General features: G+C 67.7%; 19 protein-coding genes. 8 read left to right on the forward strand and 11 right to left on the reverse strand.

Translation table 11 applies throughout. The annotated features are described in order from the left end of the window. Positions 1–2 precede the first annotated feature (2 nt). Positions 3–1,427, forward strand: coding sequence for a glutamate--tRNA ligase (gene gltX / locus QZ814_RS01855; protein ID WP_294329363.1), 1,425 nt, complete (start codon positions 3–5; stop codon positions 1,425–1,427). Between the two features lie 27 nt (positions 1,428–1,454). Beyond that, complete coding sequence (locus QZ814_RS01860; RefSeq protein ID WP_294329364.1) at positions 1,455–2,738, forward strand: citrate synthase; 1,284 nt, start codon at positions 1,455–1,457, stop codon at positions 2,736–2,738. A gap of 139 nt (positions 2,739–2,877) precedes the next feature. Here the strand turns inward: QZ814_RS01860 and QZ814_RS01865 are convergent, their stop codons facing one another. From QZ814_RS01865 to QZ814_RS01885, 5 genes are all read right to left on the reverse strand, one after another. Continuing rightward, entirely contained in the window at positions 2,878–3,348 is a 471-nt protein-coding gene (locus QZ814_RS01865) for a hypothetical protein (RefSeq protein WP_294329365.1), read from the reverse strand. Between the two features lie 166 nt (positions 3,349–3,514). Then, positions 3,515–5,368 carry an ABC transporter ATP-binding protein gene (locus QZ814_RS01870; RefSeq protein ID WP_294329366.1) on the reverse strand — a complete coding sequence of 618 codons (1,854 nt, stop codon included), beginning with the start codon at positions 5,366–5,368 and terminating at the stop codon, positions 3,515–3,517. Positions 5,369–5,526: 158 nt separating this feature from the next. Further along, positions 5,527–7,479 (reverse strand): glycoside hydrolase family 97 protein, encoded by a 1,953-nt coding sequence (locus QZ814_RS01875; protein ID WP_294329367.1) that lies wholly within the window; start codon positions 7,477–7,479, stop codon positions 5,527–5,529. Further along, positions 7,476–8,195, reverse strand: coding sequence for a GDSL-type esterase/lipase family protein (locus tag QZ814_RS01880; RefSeq protein WP_294329368.1), 720 nt, complete (start codon positions 8,193–8,195; stop codon positions 7,476–7,478). Before QZ814_RS01880 ends, QZ814_RS01875 begins: the two co-directional genes overlap by 4 nt. Positions 8,196–8,282: 87 nt before the next feature. Next, positions 8,283–9,611, reverse strand: a complete 1,329-nt coding sequence (locus QZ814_RS01885) for an MFS transporter (RefSeq protein WP_294329369.1) — start codon at positions 9,609–9,611, stop codon at positions 8,283–8,285. Between the two features lie 169 nt (positions 9,612–9,780). On the opposite strand from QZ814_RS01885, the gene QZ814_RS01890 reads away from it, so the two are divergent. Further along, complete coding sequence (locus QZ814_RS01890; protein WP_294329419.1) at positions 9,781–11,391, forward strand: L,D-transpeptidase family protein; 1,611 nt, start codon at positions 9,781–9,783, stop codon at positions 11,389–11,391. Between the two features lie 23 nt (positions 11,392–11,414). After that, positions 11,415–11,732, forward strand: a complete 318-nt coding sequence (locus tag QZ814_RS01895) for a hypothetical protein (protein WP_294329370.1) — start codon at positions 11,415–11,417, stop codon at positions 11,730–11,732. A 44-nt stretch (positions 11,733–11,776) separates the two neighbouring features. Here the strand turns inward: QZ814_RS01895 and QZ814_RS01900 are convergent, their stop codons facing one another. After that, positions 11,777–12,142, reverse strand: a complete 366-nt coding sequence (locus tag QZ814_RS01900) for a hypothetical protein (protein ID WP_294329371.1) — start codon at positions 12,140–12,142, stop codon at positions 11,777–11,779. A gap of 312 nt (positions 12,143–12,454) precedes the next feature. Here QZ814_RS01900 and QZ814_RS01905 point away from each other — a divergent pair, with 312 nt between their 5' ends. Together QZ814_RS01905 and QZ814_RS01910 are read left to right on the forward strand one after the other, a co-directional pair. Next, a complete protein-coding gene (locus QZ814_RS01905) occupies positions 12,455–13,945 on the forward strand; it encodes a DUF885 family protein (protein ID WP_294329373.1) in 1,491 nt (496 codons plus the stop codon). A 93-nt stretch (positions 13,946–14,038) separates the two neighbouring features. Further along, positions 14,039–14,311: a hypothetical protein gene (locus QZ814_RS01910; RefSeq protein WP_294329374.1), complete on the forward strand. Its 273-nt coding sequence runs from the start codon at positions 14,039–14,041 to the stop codon at positions 14,309–14,311. A 4-nt stretch (positions 14,312–14,315) separates the two neighbouring features. On the opposite strand, the gene QZ814_RS01915 is transcribed toward QZ814_RS01910, so the two are convergent. Genes QZ814_RS01915 through QZ814_RS01935 form a run of 5 tightly spaced genes read right to left on the reverse strand, consistent with a single transcriptional unit; the run spans position 14,316 to position 19,724 of the window. Further along, complete coding sequence (locus QZ814_RS01915) at positions 14,316–15,740, reverse strand: ATP-binding protein (protein WP_294329375.1); 1,425 nt, start codon at positions 15,738–15,740, stop codon at positions 14,316–14,318. Further along, positions 15,737–16,807 (reverse strand): DUF2336 domain-containing protein, encoded by a 1,071-nt coding sequence (locus tag QZ814_RS01920; protein ID WP_294329376.1) that lies wholly within the window; start codon positions 16,805–16,807, stop codon positions 15,737–15,739. Before QZ814_RS01920 ends, QZ814_RS01915 begins: the two co-directional genes overlap by 4 nt. A gap of 34 nt (positions 16,808–16,841) precedes the next feature. Beyond that, positions 16,842–18,047: a hypothetical protein gene (locus tag QZ814_RS01925; RefSeq protein WP_294329377.1), complete on the reverse strand. Its 1,206-nt coding sequence runs from the start codon at positions 18,045–18,047 to the stop codon at positions 16,842–16,844. After that, positions 18,047–19,243 carry a DUF1343 domain-containing protein gene (locus tag QZ814_RS01930; RefSeq protein ID WP_294329379.1) on the reverse strand — a complete coding sequence of 399 codons (1,197 nt, stop codon included), beginning with the start codon at positions 19,241–19,243 and terminating at the stop codon, positions 18,047–18,049. Before QZ814_RS01930 ends, QZ814_RS01925 begins: the two co-directional genes overlap by 1 nt. A 1-nt stretch (position 19,244) precedes the next feature. Beyond that, complete coding sequence (locus QZ814_RS01935; protein WP_294329380.1) at positions 19,245–19,724, reverse strand: DOMON-like domain-containing protein; 480 nt, start codon at positions 19,722–19,724, stop codon at positions 19,245–19,247. A gap of 151 nt (positions 19,725–19,875) precedes the next feature. Here QZ814_RS01935 and QZ814_RS01940 point away from each other — a divergent pair, with 151 nt between their 5' ends. Further along, positions 19,876–20,592: an MgtC/SapB family protein gene (locus tag QZ814_RS01940; protein ID WP_294329382.1), complete on the forward strand. Its 717-nt coding sequence runs from the start codon at positions 19,876–19,878 to the stop codon at positions 20,590–20,592. A gap of 49 nt (positions 20,593–20,641) precedes the next feature. Continuing rightward, the gene (gene tyrS, locus QZ814_RS01945) at positions 20,642–21,868 is read left to right on the forward strand and encodes a tyrosine--tRNA ligase (protein WP_294329383.1); all 1,227 of its coding nucleotides are present in this window, start codon (positions 20,642–20,644) and stop codon (positions 21,866–21,868) included. Positions 21,869–21,924 lie beyond the last annotated feature (56 nt).

Raw genomic sequence — 21,924 nt, forward strand, 5'->3', positions numbered from 1 at the left:
GCTTGAGCGCAACACAAGAAACCACCCCCGCCAAGCCCGTCGTCACGCGCTTCGCCCCCTCGCCGACCGGCTTCCTCCATATCGGCGGGGCGCGCACCGCGCTGTTCAACCTGCTGTTCGCCCGCCACCATGGCGGCAAGTTCCTACTGCGCATCGAGGATACCGATCGCGCGCGCTCGACCCAGCCGGCGATCGAGGCCATCCTCGACGGCCTGCGCTGGCTCGGGCTCGATTGGGACGGGGACGAGGTGTACCAGTTCGCCCGCGCCGCTCGGCATGCCGAAGTGGCCAACGAAATGATCGCGCGCGGCGCGGCCTATCGCTGCTACCTGACCCAGGACGAGCTCGCCGCGATGCGTGCCGAGGCGGAAGCCGCCAAGAAGCCGCTGCGCATCCGCTCGCCCTGGCGCGACCGCACCGATGGCGATCCCGCGATCCCGCACGTCGTCCGCCTCAAGGCACCGACCGAGGGTGCGGTGACGATCCGCGATCATGTCCAGGGTGAGGTGACCGTGCAGAATGCCGAGATCGACGATCTCGTGCTGCTGCGCTCGGACGGCACGCCCACCTATATGCTCGCCGTGGTGGTCGACGACAACGACATGGGCGTGACCCATGTGATCCGCGGCGACGACCATCTCAACAACGCCTTCCGCCAGTTGCCGATCTACCGTGCGATGGGCTGGGACGAGCCGGAATACGCCCATATCCCGCTGATCCACGGCGCGGACGGTGCCAAGCTCTCCAAGCGCCACGGCGCGCTTGGCGTCGACGCGTATCGCGACGAACTGGGCCTGCTGCCCGAGGCGGTATCCAACTATCTCCTCCGCCTCGGCTGGGGGCATGGCGATGACGAGATCATCAGCCGGGAGCAGGCGATCGAATGGTTCGATCTGGCAGGCGTCGGCAAATCACCAAGCCGGTTCGATCTGAAGAAGCTCGAGAACCTGAACGGTCACTATATCCGTCAGTCGGAAGACGATCGCCTCGCCGGTCTCGTCGCCGCGCGGCTGCCGTTCGAACCGAGCGACTCGCAAGCCGACCTTCTGCGCCGCAGCATGGCCGCACTGAAGCCGCGCGCCGCGAATCTCCTCGAACTTGCGGATGGCGCAGGCTTTCTTTTTCGCACTCGCCCACTCGAAATGGACGAGAGCGCGGCCGCTCTGCTAGAGGGCGATGCACGCACCCTGCTCGCCCGGTTGCACACCGCGCTTGACGGATTGGCAACGTGGGATACGGAGGCGCTCGAAGCGGCGGTACGCACCGTCGCCGACGACGCGGGCGTGAAGCTCGGCAACCTGGCGCAGCCGCTGCGTGCGGCGTTAACCGGACGCCGAACTTCCCCGGGTATCTTCGATGTCCTGGCGTTGCTGGGGCGCGAGGAAAGCCTCGCCCGCATCGCAGATCAGATGCGTACGCCCGCCTGAAAACGGGTCGAAGGAAAGGACGACTATATGAGCGAGACCGCCAAACTGCATGTTGCGGGGAAAGACGTCGAATATCCGGTCCTGAAGGGCAGCACCGGGCCGGACGTCGTCGATATCCGCAAGCTCTATGCGCAGACCGGCGCCTTCACCTACGATCCGGGTTTCACCTCGACCGCGAGCTGCGAATCGGGCCTGACCTTCATCGACGGCGATCAGGGCGTCCTGCTCCACCGCGGCTATCCGATCGGCCAGCTGGCCGAGCAGTCGAGCTTCATGGAAGTCTCGTATCTGCTGCTCAACGGTGAGCTGCCGACGCAGGACGAACTCACCAAGTTCGAAAGCACCATCACTCGCCACACCATGCTGCACGAGCAGCTGGCGACCTTCTATCGTGGCTTCCGTCGCGATGCGCACCCGATGGCGGTGATGTGCGGCGTTGTCGGCGCGCTCTCGGCCTTCTACCACGATTCGACCGACATCACCGATCCGCAGCAGCGCATGATCGCGTCGCACCGCCTGATCGCCAAGATGCCGACGATCGCGGCGATGGCGTACAAGTACAGCGTCGGCCAGCCGTTCCTCTATCCGAAGAACGAGCTGAGCTACACCGGCAACTTCCTGCGCATGACCTTTGGCGTTCCGGCCGAGGAATATGAAGTGAACCCGGTGGTGGAGAAGGCGCTCGACCGCATCTTCATCCTCCATGCCGATCACGAGCAGAACGCCTCGACCTCGACCGTGCGCCTCGCCGGTTCGTCGGGCGCCAATCCGTTCGCCTGCATCGCGGCGGGCATCGCCTGCCTGTGGGGCCCGGCGCATGGCGGCGCGAACGAGGCCGCACTCAACATGCTGCAGGAAATCGGCCGTCCGGAGCGAATCCCCGAGTTCATCGCCCGCGCGAAGGACAAGAACGATCCGTTCCGCCTGATGGGCTTCGGCCACCGCGTGTACAAGAACTACGATCCGCGCGCCACGGTCATGCAGAAGACCGTTCGCGAAGTGTTCGCCGCGCTCAACGTTTCGGACCCCGTGTTCGAAGTGGCGCTGCAGCTCGAGGAAATGGCACTCAAGGACGATTACTTCGTCGAGAAGAAGCTGTTCCCGAACGTCGACTTCTATTCGGGCGTGATCCTGTCGGCGATCGGTTTCCCGACCACGATGTTCACCGCGCTGTTCGCGCTGGCCCGCACCGTCGGCTGGGTGGCGCAGTGGAACGAGATGATCTCGGACCCCGAGCAGAAGATCGGCCGTCCGCGCCAGCTCTACACCGGCCCGACCCAGCGCGACTACGTGCCCGTCAGCCAGCGCTGAGCCTGGCGTTCGGGGCTTCGGCCCCGGCAGCGTAACGAGAAACGGCGCCTCCGCTTGTGCGGTGGCGCCGTTTTCCGTTTTCAGCCCATGTGCGGCTGCCAACGCGACGACCGCACGAGGGCCGTCACGACGCCGGCAATTACGCGCCTTCGAGCTCCGCGAGGTCTTCCTCGAGCGCCTTCAGGGTGACCGGGAACTGAATCCATTGCTGCGCCGGCGAGCCGTTGTTCGGGAAGAGCCAAACGGGGTTGCCCGTCTGCAGTACCCTATTCTTGTTGTCGACGACCATCCCAGGCGCCCCGACCGACGAGATGAAGCCCTGCTGCCCGTAGAAATTCCATTTCTGCAGGTCGTTGGCGATCTGGCGATTGTTGACGACGAGTTGCGTCTGCGCGGCGGCAGAAGGCGCCGTCAGCACGAGCGGCGTCGGGCTGGTCTGGCTGGCAACCAGAGTGATATACTGGTTGAAGACGTTCACATCCCACAGGATCAGCGAAGGATTGGTCACCTTCGACTGCTGCAGGATCACGATCGGCGAGCCGGCCTGCACATTCTGCACGCCCAGCACGTAATTGGGATCGAACGCATATTGAATGATTGCCTGAGTCACTATCCTCTCCTCCGATTTGGAACGCGGCACCGTTGACGCCGCAGCGCGTTGGCGATCCTCTTCCCCGCCAACGGTGTAGCGACTAATGCCCAGGTGTTGCGACGGCGACCCCGTCCGTTCCGGCGGCGTTGCTGCCGATAATGCTCGGGAGCGGAGCGTTTCGGCCTCACCCCGCCACCTGTCTTTCGACCAGTCGCAGTGCCGGACGCGGGCTGAGGCCGAACATGCGCCGGGCGGTGCCGGCGACGAAGCGCGGCAGCTCGCGACGCTCGGTCGGGGCATCGAGTCCCTCGGCCTGAAGCGACCAGAGCCGCTGGAACGCCCCTCCCGCCCGCAACAGCTTGAGCGGTGCGCCGTCCTCCACGATGCAGCCGTGCTCGACGACGATCACCCGGTCAAAGCCGACGACCGTCGAAAGGCGGTGCGCCACGGCCAGCACCGTGCGGTGCGCCATCAGCGCATCGAGCGCCTGCTGCACCTCGATCTCCGAGCCGGTGTCCAGCGCCGAGGTAGCCTCGTCGAGCAACACGATCGGCGCCTTGCTCAGAAACGCGCGGGCGATGCCGATCCGCTGGCGCTGGCCGCCCGAGAGATTGGTGCCGCGTTCGCCGACCACCGTGTCGTACCCCTGCGGCAGCAGCGCGATGAAGCCGGCGCAGTGCGCAGCCTCGGCCGCGGTGCGAACCTCCGCGTCGCTCGCATCGGGCCGAGCGAAGCGGATATTCTCCAGGATGGAGCGATGGAACAGCAGCACCTCCTGCGGCACCACGGCGACGGCCTGGTGGAGACTGTCCTGCGTCACCTGCTCGATCGGTTGGCCATCGATCAACACGCGGCCGGCCTGCGGATCGTGCAGGCGCTGAACCAGCTGGAGGATCGTCGACTTGCCGGCGCCCGAAGGACCGACGATGCCGATCTTCTGCCCCGGCGCAACGGCGAGCGAGAGATCGTGCAGCACCGGACGGCCAGGATGATGCCCGAAGGTCACGCCTTCGATCCGAACCTCGCCCTGCGTCGCCTTGAGCGGACGTGCATCCTCGGCGTCTTCAAGCGCGTGGGGCGCGCCGACGATCTCCAACGTCTCGCGCAGATAGCTGAACTGCTGACTCGTATCGATCAGCGCCATGGCAAGGTCGCGCGAGCCGTTGAGCATGCGGAAGGTCATCGCGCTCACGACGACCACGTCGCCGGCGGTGATGCCGCCCGCAATCCAGCGCTGGACCGCCCACAGCAATGCACCGCCGACCAGCACGACCAGCGCCACGTCGTGCAGTACGCGGATCCGCTCGACGAACATCCAGCCGCGCTTCTGCGCCGCTGCCTCGGTCTCGAAGAAGCCGCGCAGCCGCTCCGACTCGCGGGCGCGGGCGCCGAACGACTTGATCGCGGCGATGTTGCTGACGAGGTCGACCATCTCGCCGCCGCTCTCGCTGGCGGCACGGGCAAAGGCCTTGTGATATTTGTCGCCACGCGTGCCGAGGAACACCAGCCCCGAACTGGCCGCGACGAAGATGCCGGTGATGGCAACGGCCATGCGCCAGTCGATGGCGAGGAAGATCAGCAGCGCGCCGCCAAAGGCGATCAGCGGCGGCGTGATCTCCATCAGGATGCGGTGGGTAAGCGCCGCGAACGAGCCGGTGAGCGCACCCACCCGGTGGCCTAGCGAACCGCCGCGCTGGTTCTGGAAGAAACCGATATGATGGCCGGTCAGATAGTGGAACATGTCCAGCCGGATGCGGACGCCGCTCGCCACGGTGATGTTGCACAACAACATTGCGGCGCCGCGGACCAGACCGTTCTCCAGCGCCACCAGCCCGACGAATGCCGCAAGCGCGAAATAGACCGCAGCATGGGACGGCGCGGCGTTCGTCATCGAGTCGATTAGCAGCTTCATCGCATATTGCACGCCGACGGCGCTCGAAGCGCCTCCGACCACGAGCGCGGCAAGCAGCACGAAGGCGAGCGGCCGCCGCGTGACATAATGGAGCAGGAACCTTGCCGGGCTCTTCAGAAACGGCATGGCATTCCCCTTCGGGGTTTCCGGGCGCTGCGTTGCAACAAACATCGGCCGAAAAGACCCGTCAGGTCATGAACCCACTGTTAACTTTCGCGAACCGCCCGACGAGCAGAGGAGAAGCAGCGGCGAATTGCGGCGGAATCTGGGCAACCCTGCCCGGCTCAGCGCTCTTCGAGGATCGCCACGGCACCGCCTGTCGCCGCGAGATTGAGGGTAAGTCGATCCTGCGCAGCCGCGCGGCGGGTTTCCAGCTGCACCGCATCGGGGGCACCCCCGTCGGTCCAGATCCGCGCCTCGCCGCCGCGCGAGCCGAGAAAGCCGAGTGGCACGGTCACGATGCGCGCCGTCTCGTTGTTCATCGCGCCGAGATACCAGCGCTTCCCCTTGCGTCGCGCCAGCACGATGTACTGACCGGTCTCGCCGGCGAGGAAGCGTGTCTCGTCCCAGCTTGCCGGCACCGCCTTGATGAAGTCGAACCCGGCGGGGCTCGCGGCATAGGTGTCGGGACTGTCCGCTACCGCAGCCAGCGGCGAAAGATAGACGACGTACATCGCCAGCCCATGCGCCCGCGTCGTCTGGACGAAGGGCAAATCGTTGCGAATTTGAAAGTCGGCAGGCGCGACGTTGCGGAAGCCGCCCGGCGTATAGTCCATCGGGCCAAGCAACCCGCGCGTATAGGCCAGCATCACGTTGCTGCCAGCGGTCGCCCGCCGGCTCCACTTGTTATACTCGGCGCCCATCACGCCTTCCTGGGTCACGAAGTTCGGCCAGGTGCGGGTGAGGCCGCGCGGCGGGAAGGCGCCGTGCAGGTCGACCATCAGATGGTGCCGCGCGGCCGCCCCCAGCAGCTTCTGGTACCAGTTGACCATCCACTGGTCGTCGCGGTCCATGAAGTCGATCTTGATTCCGGCGATGCCGAGCTTCTCGTAGAGCGCGAGCGCGTCTTCCATCTGCTCGTCGAGCGCCTGCCAGTGCGCCCAAAGCCACAGCCGCACCTTCCTGGTGCGCGCATAGTCGGCGACGTCCTGCAGGTTGATCGCGTCGGACCATTTGGTGATGTCGACGCCCGGGCGGCGCACCCCGCCGCCGCCGGCACCGGCATACCAGCCCTCGTCGATCATCGTGTAGGGAAAGCCGTTCTCGGCGGCGAAGTCGATGAACGCCTTGGCCACCGCGGTCGTGGTGCGCTGTCCGGGCAGCTTCGCGATCACGGGCCCGTTCCACCAGTCCCAGCTGGTCAGGCCCGGCTTGATCCAGCTGGTATCCTCGATCCGGCTCGGGCTGGAGAGGTTCGTCAGCAGCGTCGACTCGTGGAGCTTGCCGAGTTGGTCGGCCAGCATCACGACGCGCCACGGTGTCACGATCGGGCTGCCGATGCGGGTGTGGACCGCGATGCGCGGATCGTCGAGCGAGGGGGAGAGCTTGATCTGCAAGCCAGGCCCGCCATCGCCGCGCCCGGTGAGGTACATGCCGGCGAAGTCGATCAGGTCCGCCTCGGTCAGCGCGAAGGCGCCCTTGCCCGTTTCGCAGGCGAAGGGCAGGTCGAACAGATTGTGGTCGCGCAGCCTATTGGTGTCGACGGGATCGAACTCGCCCTCGTGGCTCGAGCCGAAATGGCCGACATTGAAGCCCCAGCATTTCCACGCCTGCGGAAAATAGAAGCCGGTGCGCTCATAGCGGACGATCGCGGCCGCCGTAGCAGCCTGCACAGGAACCACGGTGCGGAACGCCACGCCATCGTCATAGGCGCGCAGCACCAGGTCCATCCGCCGCTTGGCACCGCCACGCTCCTGCAGGTGGACGATCCGCTGGTTATAGTGGTCGCGGCCCTCGTCCGCCTTGCCGAGCACGATCTTGTAGCGCGTGTCGGCACTCGTCGCCTCGCTGCCGGTGATCGCCATGCCCCAGCCGAGCATGTCGCGATCGAGATCCAGCGCGATCGGCGACGGCGCGAGGATCATCTCGCCGCGCCGCTGGACGAGGTAGTTCGGCGTGCCCTGGCGATCGAGCGCCACGACGATGCGGTTGGTACCATCCGGCGACACCACCTCCAGCGTCTGCCCGGCGGCCGGAGCCGCGACCAGCAGCGCGACCGAGCCGAGCAGCGCCTTCACGCGTGGCGGGCCTTGAGGATCGGCTCGATCACCGTCGCCATGGCATCATAGCCGGCTTCGGTCGGATGCACGCCATCGGAAGCGAAACCCGGCTTCATCGCGCCCTTCGCGTCGCCGAGCACGGGGGTATAGTCCACCCAGGTCAGCCGCTCGGACTTGGCGTAGCCCTGCAGCCAGGCGTTGATTGCGCGGATCGGCCCGACCACGTCGAGGCCGGGACGCCACGGGAAATGGTCCGCCGGCGGCACCGAGGCGAGGATCACGCCGATGCCGTTCGCCCTGGCGATCTGCGCCATCATGCGGAAATTGTCGTAGCTTTGTTCGCGCGTCATCTTGCCGGTGTTGCCGGCGATGTCGTTGGTGCCCGCCATGATGTGGACGAAGCGGGGCTTCAGATGCACCACGTCCGCCATCATGCGCAGGACCATCTGCGGGGTAGTCTGGCCGCTGATGCCGCGACCGACGCGGCCGGGGGTGAAGAAACCGGGCCGTTTGCCCTTCCAGCCCTCGGTGATCGAATCGCCCATGAAGACGATGTTCACCTTCTCGCCCGAGGCAAGGATCCGGGCATTGTCCGCAGCGTAGCGGCTGAGTTCGGGGAAGTCCTCGTGCAACAGCCGATCCTTGCGCTGCTCATAGCTTTCCTGCGTCTGTGCGCGGGCGACGAGGGGAAGCGCAAGGGCGCCGGCGAGCAGCGAGCGGCGACGGACGGACATCCCGAATCTCCTGGAGAAGCTGTTGTTTTGGCAGGACCGAGCGTGGCGCAACGTCGCGAAAGCGTCAAACCCGCTCGGCCCCTGCCCTCAATGGAGCGAGGCGCCCCCGCTCACGCGCATCGGACGCGAACGCCCCGCCGCGATGGCGAAGCCGCACAGCACGACGTAGCAGAGCGCGGGCACGATCAGGGCGAAGGCATAGCCGTGCAGATCGGCCACCTTGCCGACGAGCAGCGGCAGCAGCGCGCCGCCGACGATCGCGGTGCAGAGCAGGCCCGAGGTCGCCTCCTCGCTCGCCGCCGAACGCTCGAGCGTCAGCGTGAAGATCACCGGGAACATGATCGAGTTGAACAGGCCGATCGACAGCGCGACGAAGCCGGCGGTCACGCCGCCCACCGCCACGACATAGAGGCACATTGCGGCCGCGATCACGGTGAACAGCGCGAGCAGCTTGTCGGCACGCACGCGGGTGAGCAGCAGCGAGCCGAGCGCACGGCCGACCATCGCGCCGCCCCAGTAGAAGGCGACGGCCTTGCCGGCCTCCTGCAGCGAGACGCCGTGGACGCCGTCGCTGCCCATCAGCGTGCCGAGCAGCGGCACCCCGAACGGCGCGTCGGACTGGCCCCAGATGCTGTTGTCGTTGAGGAACAGCGCCATCTGCGTACCGATCGAAACCTCGGCACCGACATAAAGGAAGATGCCGAGCGCACCGAACAGCGCCCAGCGCGACGAAAAGGCATCGAGCAGACCCGGTGCGGCGGCCTGCTTGGGGGCGGCATCGGTCACGACACGGCGGCTGAGGAAGAAGAACACGGCCAGCGCTAGGATCAGCCCGCAGATCCACAAATAGGCAGTATCGATGCCCGCCAGCGCCTGCGACCGAACGCCTGCATCGACCACGGCGCCGGACTTCACCTCGACGCCCTTCAGGAACAGATGCGCGCCGAGCAGCGGACCGAGGAACGTGCCGAAGGAGTTGAAGGTCTGGCTGAGCACCAGCCGGAAATGGCTGCCCTTGGGATCGCCCAGCGCCGCCGCCAGCGGGTTGGCGGCAACCTGCAGCACGGTGATGCCGCTGGCCAGCACGAACAGGCCGAGCAGCACCAGCCAGTAATTGGCGAGGTTGGCCGCGGTCAGCATGATCAGGCAGGCGACTGCCATGGTGCACAGCGCCAGCAGGATCGACGGCACCGCCTTGAGCCGCGAGACCAGCGCGGCCGCCGGCAGCGAGACGACGAAATAGGCGAAGAAGAAGGCGAAGGCACTCGCCTGGGCCTGCAGATTGGTGAGCGTGAAGATGCCCTTCACCGCCGCCACCAGCGGATCTACCAGCGAGGTGATGAACCCCCAGGCCAAGAACAGCGTTGTTACCGCGGCGAATGCCAGCGTGGTCTGCGTCGAACGTGCGGTGCTCAAGCGATCCCCTCCTGCCTGTAGCGTATAAATCGGGCGCGACGCTTCCCGACAACGTTGGCAAAAGTCAAGCAGGGGCCGGGTTTTCGCACTCGCATCCAAGGGCATGGCTCGCCTATAGGCGGTAGCGTTGGTAAATGACGCGACGAGTGGAGTATTGCGCGTGGACGAGATGAAGAAGGCGATCCGGATGAAGGTGCTCGGCGGCGGGGGAATGATGGCGCTGGCGCTCGCGGGGTCGATTGCGTCTCCGGCTGCTGCGCAATTTCGATTGATCCCGGCGCCGAAACAGACCCCAGCCGCGACGCAGGCGAGCAAGCCCGCCCAGACGCAGACGCCCGCTCCGCGCGCGCCGCAGGCCCAGACCCCGGTTGCCGCTCCCGCGGCAAGGCCCGTGACGCAGGCCGCGCCGGCACAGCCGCAGATAACGCCGCCACCGGTGGTGGCGCCGGTGCTGCCGCTGCCGACGCTGAGCACCAAGCAGATGGCCGAGCTGCGCCAGCTACTGCCCGATGCGAGCCTGGCCCAGGGCCTGCGCCGGATGACCAGCACGGTCACCCTGCCCAACGACAGCGACGGGCTGGTCCGCGCCGCGCTCGACTATGCCCGCGCGGTGCATTCCGGGCGTCTCGACAGCAGCGACTTCATCAACGACTGGGGCCTCCGCCCCGCCGCCTTCGATCCCCTGCCCGGCTTCATCGATGCGGTGAAGCGCGACCGGATCGCCGTCTGGATGCGATCGCTGCCCCCGCCCTATGCCGGCTATGACGGGCTGGAAAAGGGCCTGGTCGCCTATCGCGCCATCCTGACGAGCGGCGGCTGGCCGAAGCTCGCGGCCGGCCCGGACCTGGCCAAGGGCGCGAGCGGCGCCCGCGTCCGCGCGCTGCGCAAGCGACTGGCGGTCGAGGACAAGAAGGTCGCTTCGAGCGGCGACATGTTCGATCAGGACCTGCAGGACGCCGTGGTTCGTGCCCAGCGCCGCTATGGCCTGCGCCCCACCGGCGTAGTCTCCACCGGCACGCTGGCCGCACTCAACGTGCCGACGGAGGAGCGCGTCCGCCAGATCATGGCGAACATGGAGCGGTGGCGCTGGCTCCCGCAGGAACTGCCTGCAAAGCGCATCCAGGTGAACATCGCCGCCGCCGTGATGACGGTGTTCGAAGGCGACAGCCCGATCGCGTCGATGAAAGCGGTGACCGGCAAGCCCGGCCATGAAACGCCGATGCTCCAGTCGCGCATCCACTCGATCGTCCTCAATCCGCCGTGGAACGTGCCCACCGGCATCGCCGCGAAGGAGCTCTGGCCCAAGGGCGAGGCCTATCTGAAGGCGCACGGCTACCGCATCATCGGCACCGGTCCCGACCGCCGCCTGCAGCAGGAATCGGGCGCGAAGAGCGCGCTTGGCCGCTACAAGTTCGATTTCGACAATCCCTATGCCGTGTATCTGCACGACACGCCGGTGCAGTCGGGCTTCAACAGCTATAACCGGCTGGACAGCCATGGCTGCGTGCGGCTGGAAAAGCCCGGTCCGCTGGCCGAGATGCTGCTGAAGAACGATCCGAACTGGCAGCCCGATGCGATCGCCGCGCAGCTGGAAGGCACCAAGACGGTCCGCGTGCGCCTGCCCGAAGCGGACCAGGTCGCAGTCTATCTGCTCTACTGGACGGCATTTGCGGGCGCGGACGGCGCGATGAATTTCCGCGATGATCCCTATAGCTGGGACAAGCTGCTCGCCGAGAAGATCGAGGCGCGCGCCGCCGTCAGCGCCTCCAGCGCCTCCTGACCCCTTATTCGAAGGAAACACCCATGAAACTGCGTACTCTCGCGATCCTGGCCGGTGCCGGTCTGACCCTGGCAGCCTGTGGCGGCAAGGATGACGGCCCGGCGGCGCCCGACGCCAACGTTACCGAGATCACCGTGCCGGAGACGCCGGCGGACGTGAACGTCTCGACCCAGGAACCGGCTGCCGTCGAGCCGGCGAACGCCCTGCCCGCGCCGGAGCCGACTGCAAAGCCGACGCCGTTCAGCGATCGCGAACAGACCGAAGCCGATGCGGCTGCCACCGGCATGACGTCGCGCGTCAACCGCGACAGCGACAGCGAAAATCAAGAAAAAAAGCAGTAAGCTCGATCAACGACGGCGGAGCGCGCATCCGGCGCGCCCGCCGATCAGGCGATGGCCTTGCGTGCGACCTGCGCCAGCAGCAGCTGAAGCTGCGCGAGGGAGAAACCCGCTGCGTGAAAGCCGGCTAGTTCGTGCGCGGGGATCGCCTCGCCCTTGTGCCAGGCGTGAACCGCGACGCGGCGCAGCGCCTCAAGGCGCGGATCGGCGAGGCGCGGGCTGGCGCTTTCACGGCCGAAGAACAGCGCGACGAATTTGGACCAGCGGCCCGGCGCCTCCAGCGAGGACAGGCGGTCGCCTTGCGCGATCCCGACGACCTGCCATTCGAGCGCCGACAAGGTGGTGGACGCATCGACCATGGCCGGCGCAGCTACCGCTTCACCGCGGAATTTGGAAAGATCGAGATACGCCATCACCTGCACTCCCTGTACACCGGCGGATGCAGGCCTCCCCTGGTCGCGCGCGAGTATGCGCACGGCACTGGCCGTTCCGCCAATTCAATCCAACCTGCCTGCCACCGCCACCAGGTCCCCCTGCGACTACTGGCAGCAAGTACCGGTATATCCCGGTTGCCTGAACCCGAGCTTGCAAAAGCGCACGGGTCGTTTCGGTATGCACCGCTATTTAGGCCAGCGTTCCGCAACGTCAAGCCAAAATCGTACTGCACAGTACTCTTTTAACCACCCCCCTCGATCGGGGGGCGAACATCGCGCATAACTGCCTGCATGAACGAGCTTTCCCGCCGCTCGCTGCTTGCCGGGTGCGCCGCCGCGATGGCCCTGCCACGTCCTGTTCGCGCCGCCGAAACATCCACCGAAGAGCGGCTACGCGCCGTGCTGGAGCATGCAGTACAGGATCGGGCAGGCGCGCTTGCACAGCTTTCCGGCTTCGACCCGGCGACACTCCCGCTGCCGCTGCGGCTCGACCTGTTGACGGCGCGGTCCGGACTGGCGATCGATGTCGAGCTGGGCCGGCGCTTTCCGTTCGGTCGCGCGGGCCGCAGCCCCTATCTGGTCACGCCGGGCAGCGGCGCCTGGGCGAAGGCCGACGCCCCCGCCGAGACGGTGCTGCGCGAAACCGAGGCGCTGCGTGCCGATGCCGCCCGCGGCGTTCGCCTGCCCGCCGACCTGCTTGGCCGGACGATTGCGGCGGTCGAAACCGCCCAGGCGGCGGCGCAGGACTCCCGCGCTGCGGCGCTGGCCGACCAGGCGGCGATACTGCGCGCACAGGCGAGCGACGCACCACGTGTCGGCGTCTCGCATCTGCCCGGTGGCGAAGACTATTTCGCGCTCCTCCTGCGGCGGACGACCGGGGACGACATCCTGCCCGCCCGCCTTCACGAGCGACTGGTGCGCGAGCAGGCGCGTACCCTTGCCCGTGCCGACCGGCTGTTCGCGCAAATCGGCCAGCGACATGGCAGCGTCGGCGCGCGCTATTCGGCGCTCTGGCGAGACTCCCGCTTTCTCTATCCGGACGATGATGCCGGCCGGGACGCGGCCGTGGCAGACATGAACCGGGCGCTGGCCGCCGTTCTGCCGGACCTCCCGGCATGGTTCGGGCCGCTTCCGCCCGAGGTCCTGAGCGCCCGCGCCGCGCGCATGCCGGCCGCGGAAGCGGCAGCGGGCAAGCAGGGCTATCGCACGGTACCCGATCGCGAACGTCCCGGCCGCTACATCGTCGATCTCAAGGACATCCGCCGCCGCCCGCGCTGGACCTTGCCGGCCGTGGTCCATCACGAGTTGCTGCCCGGCCATATGGTGCAGTTGCCGCTCGAAACACGGGCCGCCCCGCATCCGCTGCGGATCGACTATGCCGCGTCCTTCGTCGAGGGCTGGGCGATCTATGCCGAGCAGCGCGCTGCCTCGGCAGGCCTGTATCGCGGCGATCCGCACGGCGAACTCGGCTATTGTCATTGGCGGCTGTTCCGCATCGAGCGCGCATTGGCCGATCTGGGCATCCATCTGCATGGCTGGAGCCTCGACACGGCGCTGGCCCACTGGCGCGAGACGATGGGCGAGCCCGCCTATTTTGCTCCCTTCGCCACCGACCTCGATCGCATCGCCCTCGAGCCCGCCGCCCGTGCTGCCGAAGCCGCGGCATGGCTGGCGATCGAAGACCTTTCGCGCGGGCGTGCGCCGATCCCGTTTCATCGGGCGCTACTTCGCCATGGACGGGCGCGCACGGATCAGCTGGCCTCCCTGACCCGCGCGGCATGAGATGAAGATGAACCCGGGCCTACGATCCGGTTCAGCCTAGCGAAGCCGCGACTCGACTAGCGTTTGTCCATCAAAGTTTGAGAGGACAGGCCCATGAAACTGCTTCACCTTTTCGCCATCGCCAGTGTTGCGGCCACCGGCTTGACGGGCGCGACCGCCGCCCAGGCCCAGGACTGGGGCTATCGCGACCATCACGAGCGGCGCTGGGAACGCCATGAACGCGCCGAACGCTGGGCACGCCACCATCGCTGGGAGCGCGAGCGCCATCATGGCTGGGATCGTGGCCATGGCTATGGGTACCGCGATCGCCCTGTCTGCTGGGAGGAATGGCGTCACGGGCGGCCGGTGCAGGTCTGCCGCCGCTGATCGTTCAGGGAGCGCCCGCCGGAGGAGACGGGCGCTCCACTCCCTCGCGCAGGGGCAGCATCAGCACGAACCGGGCGCCCTGCCCCGGTGCGCTGTCGACGGTGAGATCCCCGCCCATCGCGCGCGCCAGCCGGCGCGCGATATACAGGCCCAGGCCGCTGCCGCCGGGTTCCGTCGGGTCGACCCGCGCGAACTTCTCGAAGATGCGGGCCTGCTCGTCGGCCGCGATCCCCTTGCCCTGATCTGCGACGATCACGCAGGCGGTATCGCCATCGCGCTCCCCCCGCACCCAGACCGTACCGCCCCGATCGCTATAGCGGATCGCATTGCCTATCAGATTGACGAGGATCTGCAGCGTTCGACGGAATTCTGCGCGGATCGGCAGCTTCACCTCGGGCTCGGGTGCCTGGATCCGCACGCCGGCCTCGGCGGCCTGCAAGCCGAACAGGCCGGCCGCACGCCGCGCGACATCGGCCAGATCGATGGCCTCGGGCGTGGTGACGAAATCGGCATGGTCGATGGCATGAAGCTCGACGAGATCCTGCACCAGCCCCAGCAGGTGCCGCCCTGCCGCGGCGATGTCGGTGGCATAGGCCGCATAATCGCCGCGGATCGGCCCTTCGGTTTGCGCGCCGATCGACTCGGCGTTGGCGATGATCCGGGCGAGCGGCGCACGCAGCGCGCGTTCGAGCCGCTTGCCGAAGTCCCGCGGAAAGCCGCCGGTGGCGCTTCCGCGGCTTGGCGAGGCCTCGTTGCTTGCATCGGGTACCGGGTCGAGCAATTGCGCTGCGCCGACGAACCCGGCGAAGCGGCCGGCAGGATCGCTGCGCGGCCTCGCTTCCAGCCGCACCATCCGACCCGTGCCACGGAGCTCCGCATGTTGCCCGTCGAAGCGCGCGCGTGCGGCAATGGCGGAGTGGATCGGCAGTTGCCCCGCTTCGTCCCGCGCCAGCGCGAAAAGGCGCGTGAGAGGCTGGCCGAGAAGCGCCCGCAGATCGAAACCGTGGTGCGACGCGATCTCCGGCGACAGAAAGGTCAGGCGCAGCGCCGCATCGGTTTCCCACAGCCAGTCGCTGCTCGCCCGCAGGAAGTCGCCGTCACGATCGGTCGCCCCCGCTGGTCGCCAGGCCGGGCGCGACCGCCAGCCGCTGACCTCCAGCCGAACCCCGCCGCGCTCCGGCCCGGCCCGCACCCAGAGGTCCAGTTCCTCCTCGCCGTCCGCCGCGACCGCCGCTCGCGACACCGCAATGCCGAGCCGGTGGGCAAGCGCCGCAATCGCCGCCACCCCCGGCAGGGCAAGCGGCGCGCCGATACCGCCGCCGGCGCGATCGTTGAGCGCACGCAGCCGCGGCTCGGCATCGACCAGCCGCCCTTCCGCATCCAGCCGCGCGATCGCGAGCGGAACCACCGGATCGAGCGAGCGCGTCAAGGTATTGCCGCTCGCGCACCGCCGATCGCACTGCGCGCTGCGCGATAGTCGGCATCGAGCCGCAGCCGCGCGAGAAGATCGCGGCCGGCCCCGAAATCCTGCGCATCCAGGGCATCGAGCGCATCGACCAGCGCCGGAAGATCACGGCCGGGATCGGCGTCGCACAGCAGGAAGCCGATCTGCGCGAGCGAATCGCGGGGGATCGCAAGGGCATGCAGCACCAGCAGCAGCCGCTCGGCGCCGGGATCGAGCACCAGCGCGCGTGCGTCCGCAAAGGCGATCCCGCCCGCCTGGGCAATCAGGGCGAGGAAGAGGGGCAACCGCCGATCGGCCAGGGCTTCCACCAGCATCGCCGCACGCTCGCGCGGGGCCGGCGCGAGCAGCGCCACCAGTTGGCACGAAGCCGCTTCGGGCTGGTCCTGCGCGCGCTGCTCGAACCGCGCATGTTCGGCGGCGACGGCAGCACAGAGTGCCTCGTCGAGTGCCACGCCGGCCAGGGTTCCCGCTTGTTCGCGCATGGCAGCGGCAACCCACCAAAGCAGCTGGCGATGCAAGTCCCGTGGCAACTGCCAATGTCCCGCTTCAGGACTGCGCGCGCTGCTTTCCGCGACCATCAGCGAGCGCGCCGCCCCTGCCAGCGCCTCGACCGGGTGCTCGGCGAGCCGCCCGAGCAGGCTCGGCCGCGCCGGATCGCGCGGGGCATGGTGCGGCAGCCCCTGAGCGAGCTGATCAAGCCGCACCTGCGCCAGCACCTCGCCCACCAGCGCGGCGTCGGCCGCCAGCCCCGCGCGCCGCAGCAGCGGCAGCGTCGGCCCTATGCCGGGGAACCCGAGCGGCGCGACGGCGTACAGCAGGCCCGCTTCGATCGAGGTGATGATGCTCTCGATCCGCAGTGCGATGCCGCTGCGGGTCCGTTCGTCCAGCCGCAGCGCCTCGGGGATCGCGAAGTCGCGGGCGGTCGCATCGCGCAGCGCATCGGCATGCGTTTCCGCCGCCGCGGCACGCGCGGCGAGGTCCAGTACCGCGCTGGGTCGCACCCCACGCGGATCGGATGCATTCTGCGCCATCGGCCCTGTCTAACCGACAGGGCTTAAGCCCAGCCTAAGACTTGTCGCGAAGCCCTTCGATTGCCGCCGTTAATGTCGCCAGCGCATAGAGCGTCACGGCACCCAGCCCGAGCGTCGCATGGCCGAACAACGCAAAGGGAGAAAAGACCAGCAATTGCCCCGCGGCATTGGCCCACCAGCGGCGGCGAAGCACCGGCACCCGCTCGACCAGCAATTGCAAGGCGATCCCGCCGCCGGCGAGGAGCAGCGGCACACCGGTACCGATCGCCCGGAACTCGCGCCAGCCGACCGCCGTCAGCAGCAGACCGAGCAGCACCAAAACCGCCAACTCAGTCTTGCGCGCACGAATTTCCTCGCCGCGCAGGGCCGCGTGCGATGCGGCCGTTGCGAAGCTCAGCGTCGCGAACAGCGCCACCAATGCGCCGACGCCCTCCCAGCCGGCGAGAATGGTAAGCAGCGCAGCGACCGACACCACAGCGCCCAGCACCAGCGCCGCCCAGTCCGGCACCTCCCGCGCCATCAGCTGCGGGAGCACGAAGCGCGCGGTGCGGGTGAACACCCAGCGATCGGCCCAGATCGTGCGGCGATCGCTCAATGCCGCCAGCACCGCGTCGTTGCGGGTGGCAAGCCCCTCCCCGCTGCGTTCGACGGCATGGCCGGCACGCGCCCATCCCGGCGCCAACGACACCTGTAGTGCCCCCGATTGCGCCGCTACGCGCAGCAGCGCAGACTGGAAATCATAGTCCTCGGGCATGTTCGCGATTTGGGCAAGATGGCGCGTCTCGATCCGGGCGATGCCGGCCCAGCAATGGCGCATGTCCAGCCGCTCGATCGCGGCGGGCGACTCGGCATCGTCGGTAACGAGCAGCGCCGCGTGCGGCTCGGCCGCCATGCGCTCCATCACTGGATCGATCGTGACGAGGCCATCCGCCAGCACCAGCACATCGGCGTCGCGCAGCACCTTCTCCGCGGCTTCCTCGGCCGATCGGACGATGTCGACCTTCAGCTGCCCGCGCCCCGCCCGCTCGATCGCTGCGAGGAACTGCGGGGTCACCTTGCCCACCGCGACCAGCACCTGCTCCGCGCCGATTCCCGCGAGCAGGCGAATCTGGTATTCGAGCAGGGTCATGCCGCCGAACGGCAGGCTGGCGACCAGCGTGCCGGGCCGATCCTGCGCTTCCTCGACCGCAAAGATCAGGCCGCAGAGCGCGCGTTCGGGTGCCACCATCGTGCCCTCCATCAGTAGAGCAGGTGCGGCTGGCGAACGGAAGTCCAGGCGGATTCGTCCGGCAGGGTGATCGCGTCGAGATCGGCAGGCGTCGCGGCGGCATCGTCGACCCATTCGCGCAGGCCAGGGCCGCCGTTGATCACGTCGATCGCCAGCTTGTCGAACACATATTCGTAGGGGAAGTCGCGCCAGAGCGCATAGTCGGGAGTAAGCGCGCGGATCGCCTTGAAGCCGAGCGCCTGCATCCGCCACGGGCGGAACGCGGCATGGTCATAGGCCGGCCCCTCGGCATGGAGAAACACGCCGGCGCAGAGCTGGCCGACATGCTTGTGGAAGGTCGGCTGGAACCACATGTCGCGCAGGGTGCAGCCGATCAGCCATTCGGGGGCAAGGCGCTGCATCTCGGCGATCACCGCCCGCGCATCCAGATCGGGCGCGCCGAACAGCTCGAGCGGGCGGGTGGTGCCGCGGCCTTCGGAAAGCATCGTGCCTTCGAGCATCACCGTGCCGGCATAGGCGCGCGCCATGTTGACGTTGGCGGCATTGGGGCTCGGGTTGATCCAGGGGCGCTCAGCAGGCCAGCCGTACCCAGGCCCCGCCTCGGGCTGCCAGCCCTGCATCGCGATGACGCGATATTCGACGTCGAGGCCATAGTGCGCGATGAACCAGTGGCCGAGCTCGCCCAGCGTCATGCCGTGGCGCATCGGCATCGGCCCGGCACCCACGAAGCTTTCCCAACCCGGCAGCAGCGTCAGCCCCTCGACCGGGCGACCGGCGGGATTGGGGCGATCGAGCACCCATACCGCCTTGCCATGCTTGGCGGCGGCTTCGAGCACGTAGAGCAGCGTCGTCACAAAGGTATAGATGCGGCAGCCGACGTCCTGCAGGTCGACCAGCATCACGTCGAACGTGTCCATCGACGCTTCGGTCGGGCGTCGGACCTCACCGTAGAGGCTGAACACGGGGACGCCGTACTGCGGATCGGTAAAGTCCGGCGACTCCATCATATTGTCCTGCAGGTCGCCGCGGACGCCGTGCTGGGGGCCGAACACCGCCGAAATGTTGACGCCGGCGGTGACCAGCGCGTCCAAACTGTGCGTGAGGTCCGCCGTCACCGAGGCGGGATGCGCGAGCAGCGCGACGCGCTTGCCCTGCAGGGGGGCGCGGAGGTCGGGTTCGGCGAGGAGGCGATCGATTCCGAAAAGCATGTCAGTCTGCTGGCGGCAGTTGGGCGACAAAGCAATCGGGATCGTGGAAATCGGGCGCATCTCCGCCATGGCGCAGCGCCCAATAGGATTTGGTGCCGTCCGTCTCCTCGATCACCGCAGTGATGCCGAGACGCAGCGGGCCGGGGCCGATGCCGGGGAGAACGACGGAAAGGATCGTCTCGCCCTCGCGGGCCACCAGCTGGATCGCGGGCGGCTCGGGCATCGCCAGCGGCGCGACGCCTTCGCGCCGGGCCGCGAAGCCATAGGCAGCCCATTGCCCCGATGGCGCGAAGTTGAACTCGCGATAGGCCGCGTGGGCATCTGCGACGAACAGTTCGAGGCACGTCGTCTGCCACAGGCCGTCGGTGCGCACGGGCAACGCGCTTGCCGGGAGCAGCAAGGCGCCCGGCGCTGCGGCGACCGTATAGGTCAAGCGAAGCGCATCGCCGTCCCGCTGGATGACGCATTGGACGGACGACACGGACTTCGGCGGCATCGCGGGGTGCGACAGCAGGCAATAGCGCATCTCACCGCTCTAGCGTGGAAACGGAGCCGTCGTCAGCATCGATCGATGCGCTTGCCCGCATCGAAAGGCCATGGCAGCGCAACAATTCCTCCATAGAGCTGCACCGATGAAGTTTCTCCACACCTTCCACCTCGCCGCCTATTGCGACACGCTGCTGAGTTACACCCTCGCGCTGGTCCTCGGCGCGGCGATCGGCGCGGAGCGACAGTTCCGCCAGCGCACCGCCGGCCTGCGGACCAATGCGCTGGTCGCGCTGGGATCCGCGGCGTTCGTCGATCTCGCCCAGCGCATCGCCGGCGATCTCGAGGCGGTGCGGGTGATCTCCTATGTCGTCTCGGGCATCGGCTTTCTCGGCGCCGGCGTTATCATGAAGGAGGGCATGAACGTCCGCGGGCTCAACACCGCGGCGACCTTGTGGTGCTCGGCGGCGGTGGGTGCCTGCGCGGGCAGCGACATGGCGGCCGAGGCGGCGACACTCGCGATCTTCGTGATTGCCGGCAACACCCTGCTGCGCCCCATCGTCAACGCGATCAATCGCGTGCCGCTCGCCGGAGGGCAGGTTGAGGCGCATTATTTCGTCATGCTCACCACCGTCCCCGCCGAGGTCGACCGGCTGCGCGACCTGCTGACCGACCACTTGGAACTGATGCGCTATCCGGTCGCCGAGATCGAGACGATCGAGCGCCCCGACGAGCGCATCGAGCTGCGCGCGCGTCTCGTTTCCACCGCAGCACTCGATGCCGAGCTGGACAGCATCATCGCCCATCTCGCCAAGCGCCACGACGTGCAGCACGCGAGCTGGGAACTGCAGACGCAGGACTGAGCGGCCGGGGATGACGTGGGCGCCGGCTTTGGCTATGCGCCCTCCCACTATGACCGAATACAGCTCCGATCTGCTCCGCCTGCTCGCCTCGCGCGGCTACATTCACCAGGTGACCGACGCCGAGGGCCTCGACGCGCTCGCCGCCAAGCAGATCGTGCCCGGCTATATCGGCTTCGATCCGACCGCACCGTCGCTCCACGTCGGCAGCCTGGTGCAGATCATGCTGCTGCGCCGTCTCCAGCAGGCGGGCCACAAGCCGATCGTGCTGATGGGCGGCGGTACCGGCAAGATCGGCGACCCCAGCTTCAAGGATGAAGCCCGCAAGATGCTGACGCTCGACACGATCAGCAGCAACATCGCCTCGATCAAGACCGTGTTCGAGAATTTCCTGACCTTCGGCGACGGCCCCAGCGACGCGGTGATGGTCGACAATGCCGACTGGCTCGACAAGCTCGAATACATCCCGTTCCTGCGCGACATCGGCCGGCACTTCTCGATCAACCGGATGCTGAGCTTCGATTCGGTCAAGCTGCGGCTCGACCGCGAGCAGTCGCTGAGCTTCCTCGAATTCAACTACATGATCCTCCAGGGCTATGACTTCCTGGAGCTGTCGCGCCGCGCGGGCTGCCGCCTGCAAATGGGCGGATCGGACCAGTGGGGCAACATCGTCAACGGCATCGAGCTGTCGCGCCGCGTCGACGGCACCGAGGTCTACGGCGTCACCACCCCGCTGATCACCACGGCGGACGGCGGCAAGATGGGCAAGACCATGTCCGGCGCGGTGTGGCTCAACCCCGACCAGCTGCCGCACTATGATTACTGGCAGTTCTGGCGGAACACTGACGACCGCGACGTCGGCCGCTTCCTGCGGCTGTTCACCGATCTGCCGCTCGACGAGATCGCCCGGCTGGAGGCGCTGGAAGGCGCCGAGATCAACGAGGCGAAGAAAATCCTCGCCAACGAAGCGACCGCGATGTGCCGCGGCCGCGCCGCCGCGGAGGAGGCCGCCGAGACCGCGCGCAAGACCTTCGAGGAAGGTGCCGCGGGCGGCGCGCTGCCGACACTGGCGGTAAACGGCAGCATCAGCGTGGTCGATGCGCTGGTCGGCCTGGGTTTCTGCGCCTCCAAGGGCGAAGCGCGGCGGCTCATCAAGGGCGGCGGCGCGCGCGTCGAAGGCGAGAAGATCGACGACGAGGCCGCGACCATCGCCGTCTCGGGCGAGGTTCGCCTCTCCGCCGGCAAGAAGCATCACGGGCTGCTGACCCCGCAGGGCTAAGCCGCATTAACCATCGGCTTTGCGTGCCCGTTTACCGCTTGAGACTATAGTCTGAC

Origin of the sequence: uncultured Sphingomonas sp., assembly GCF_913777625.1 — a bacterium.
GTDB lineage: Bacteria > Pseudomonadota > Alphaproteobacteria > Sphingomonadales > Sphingomonadaceae > Sphingomonas.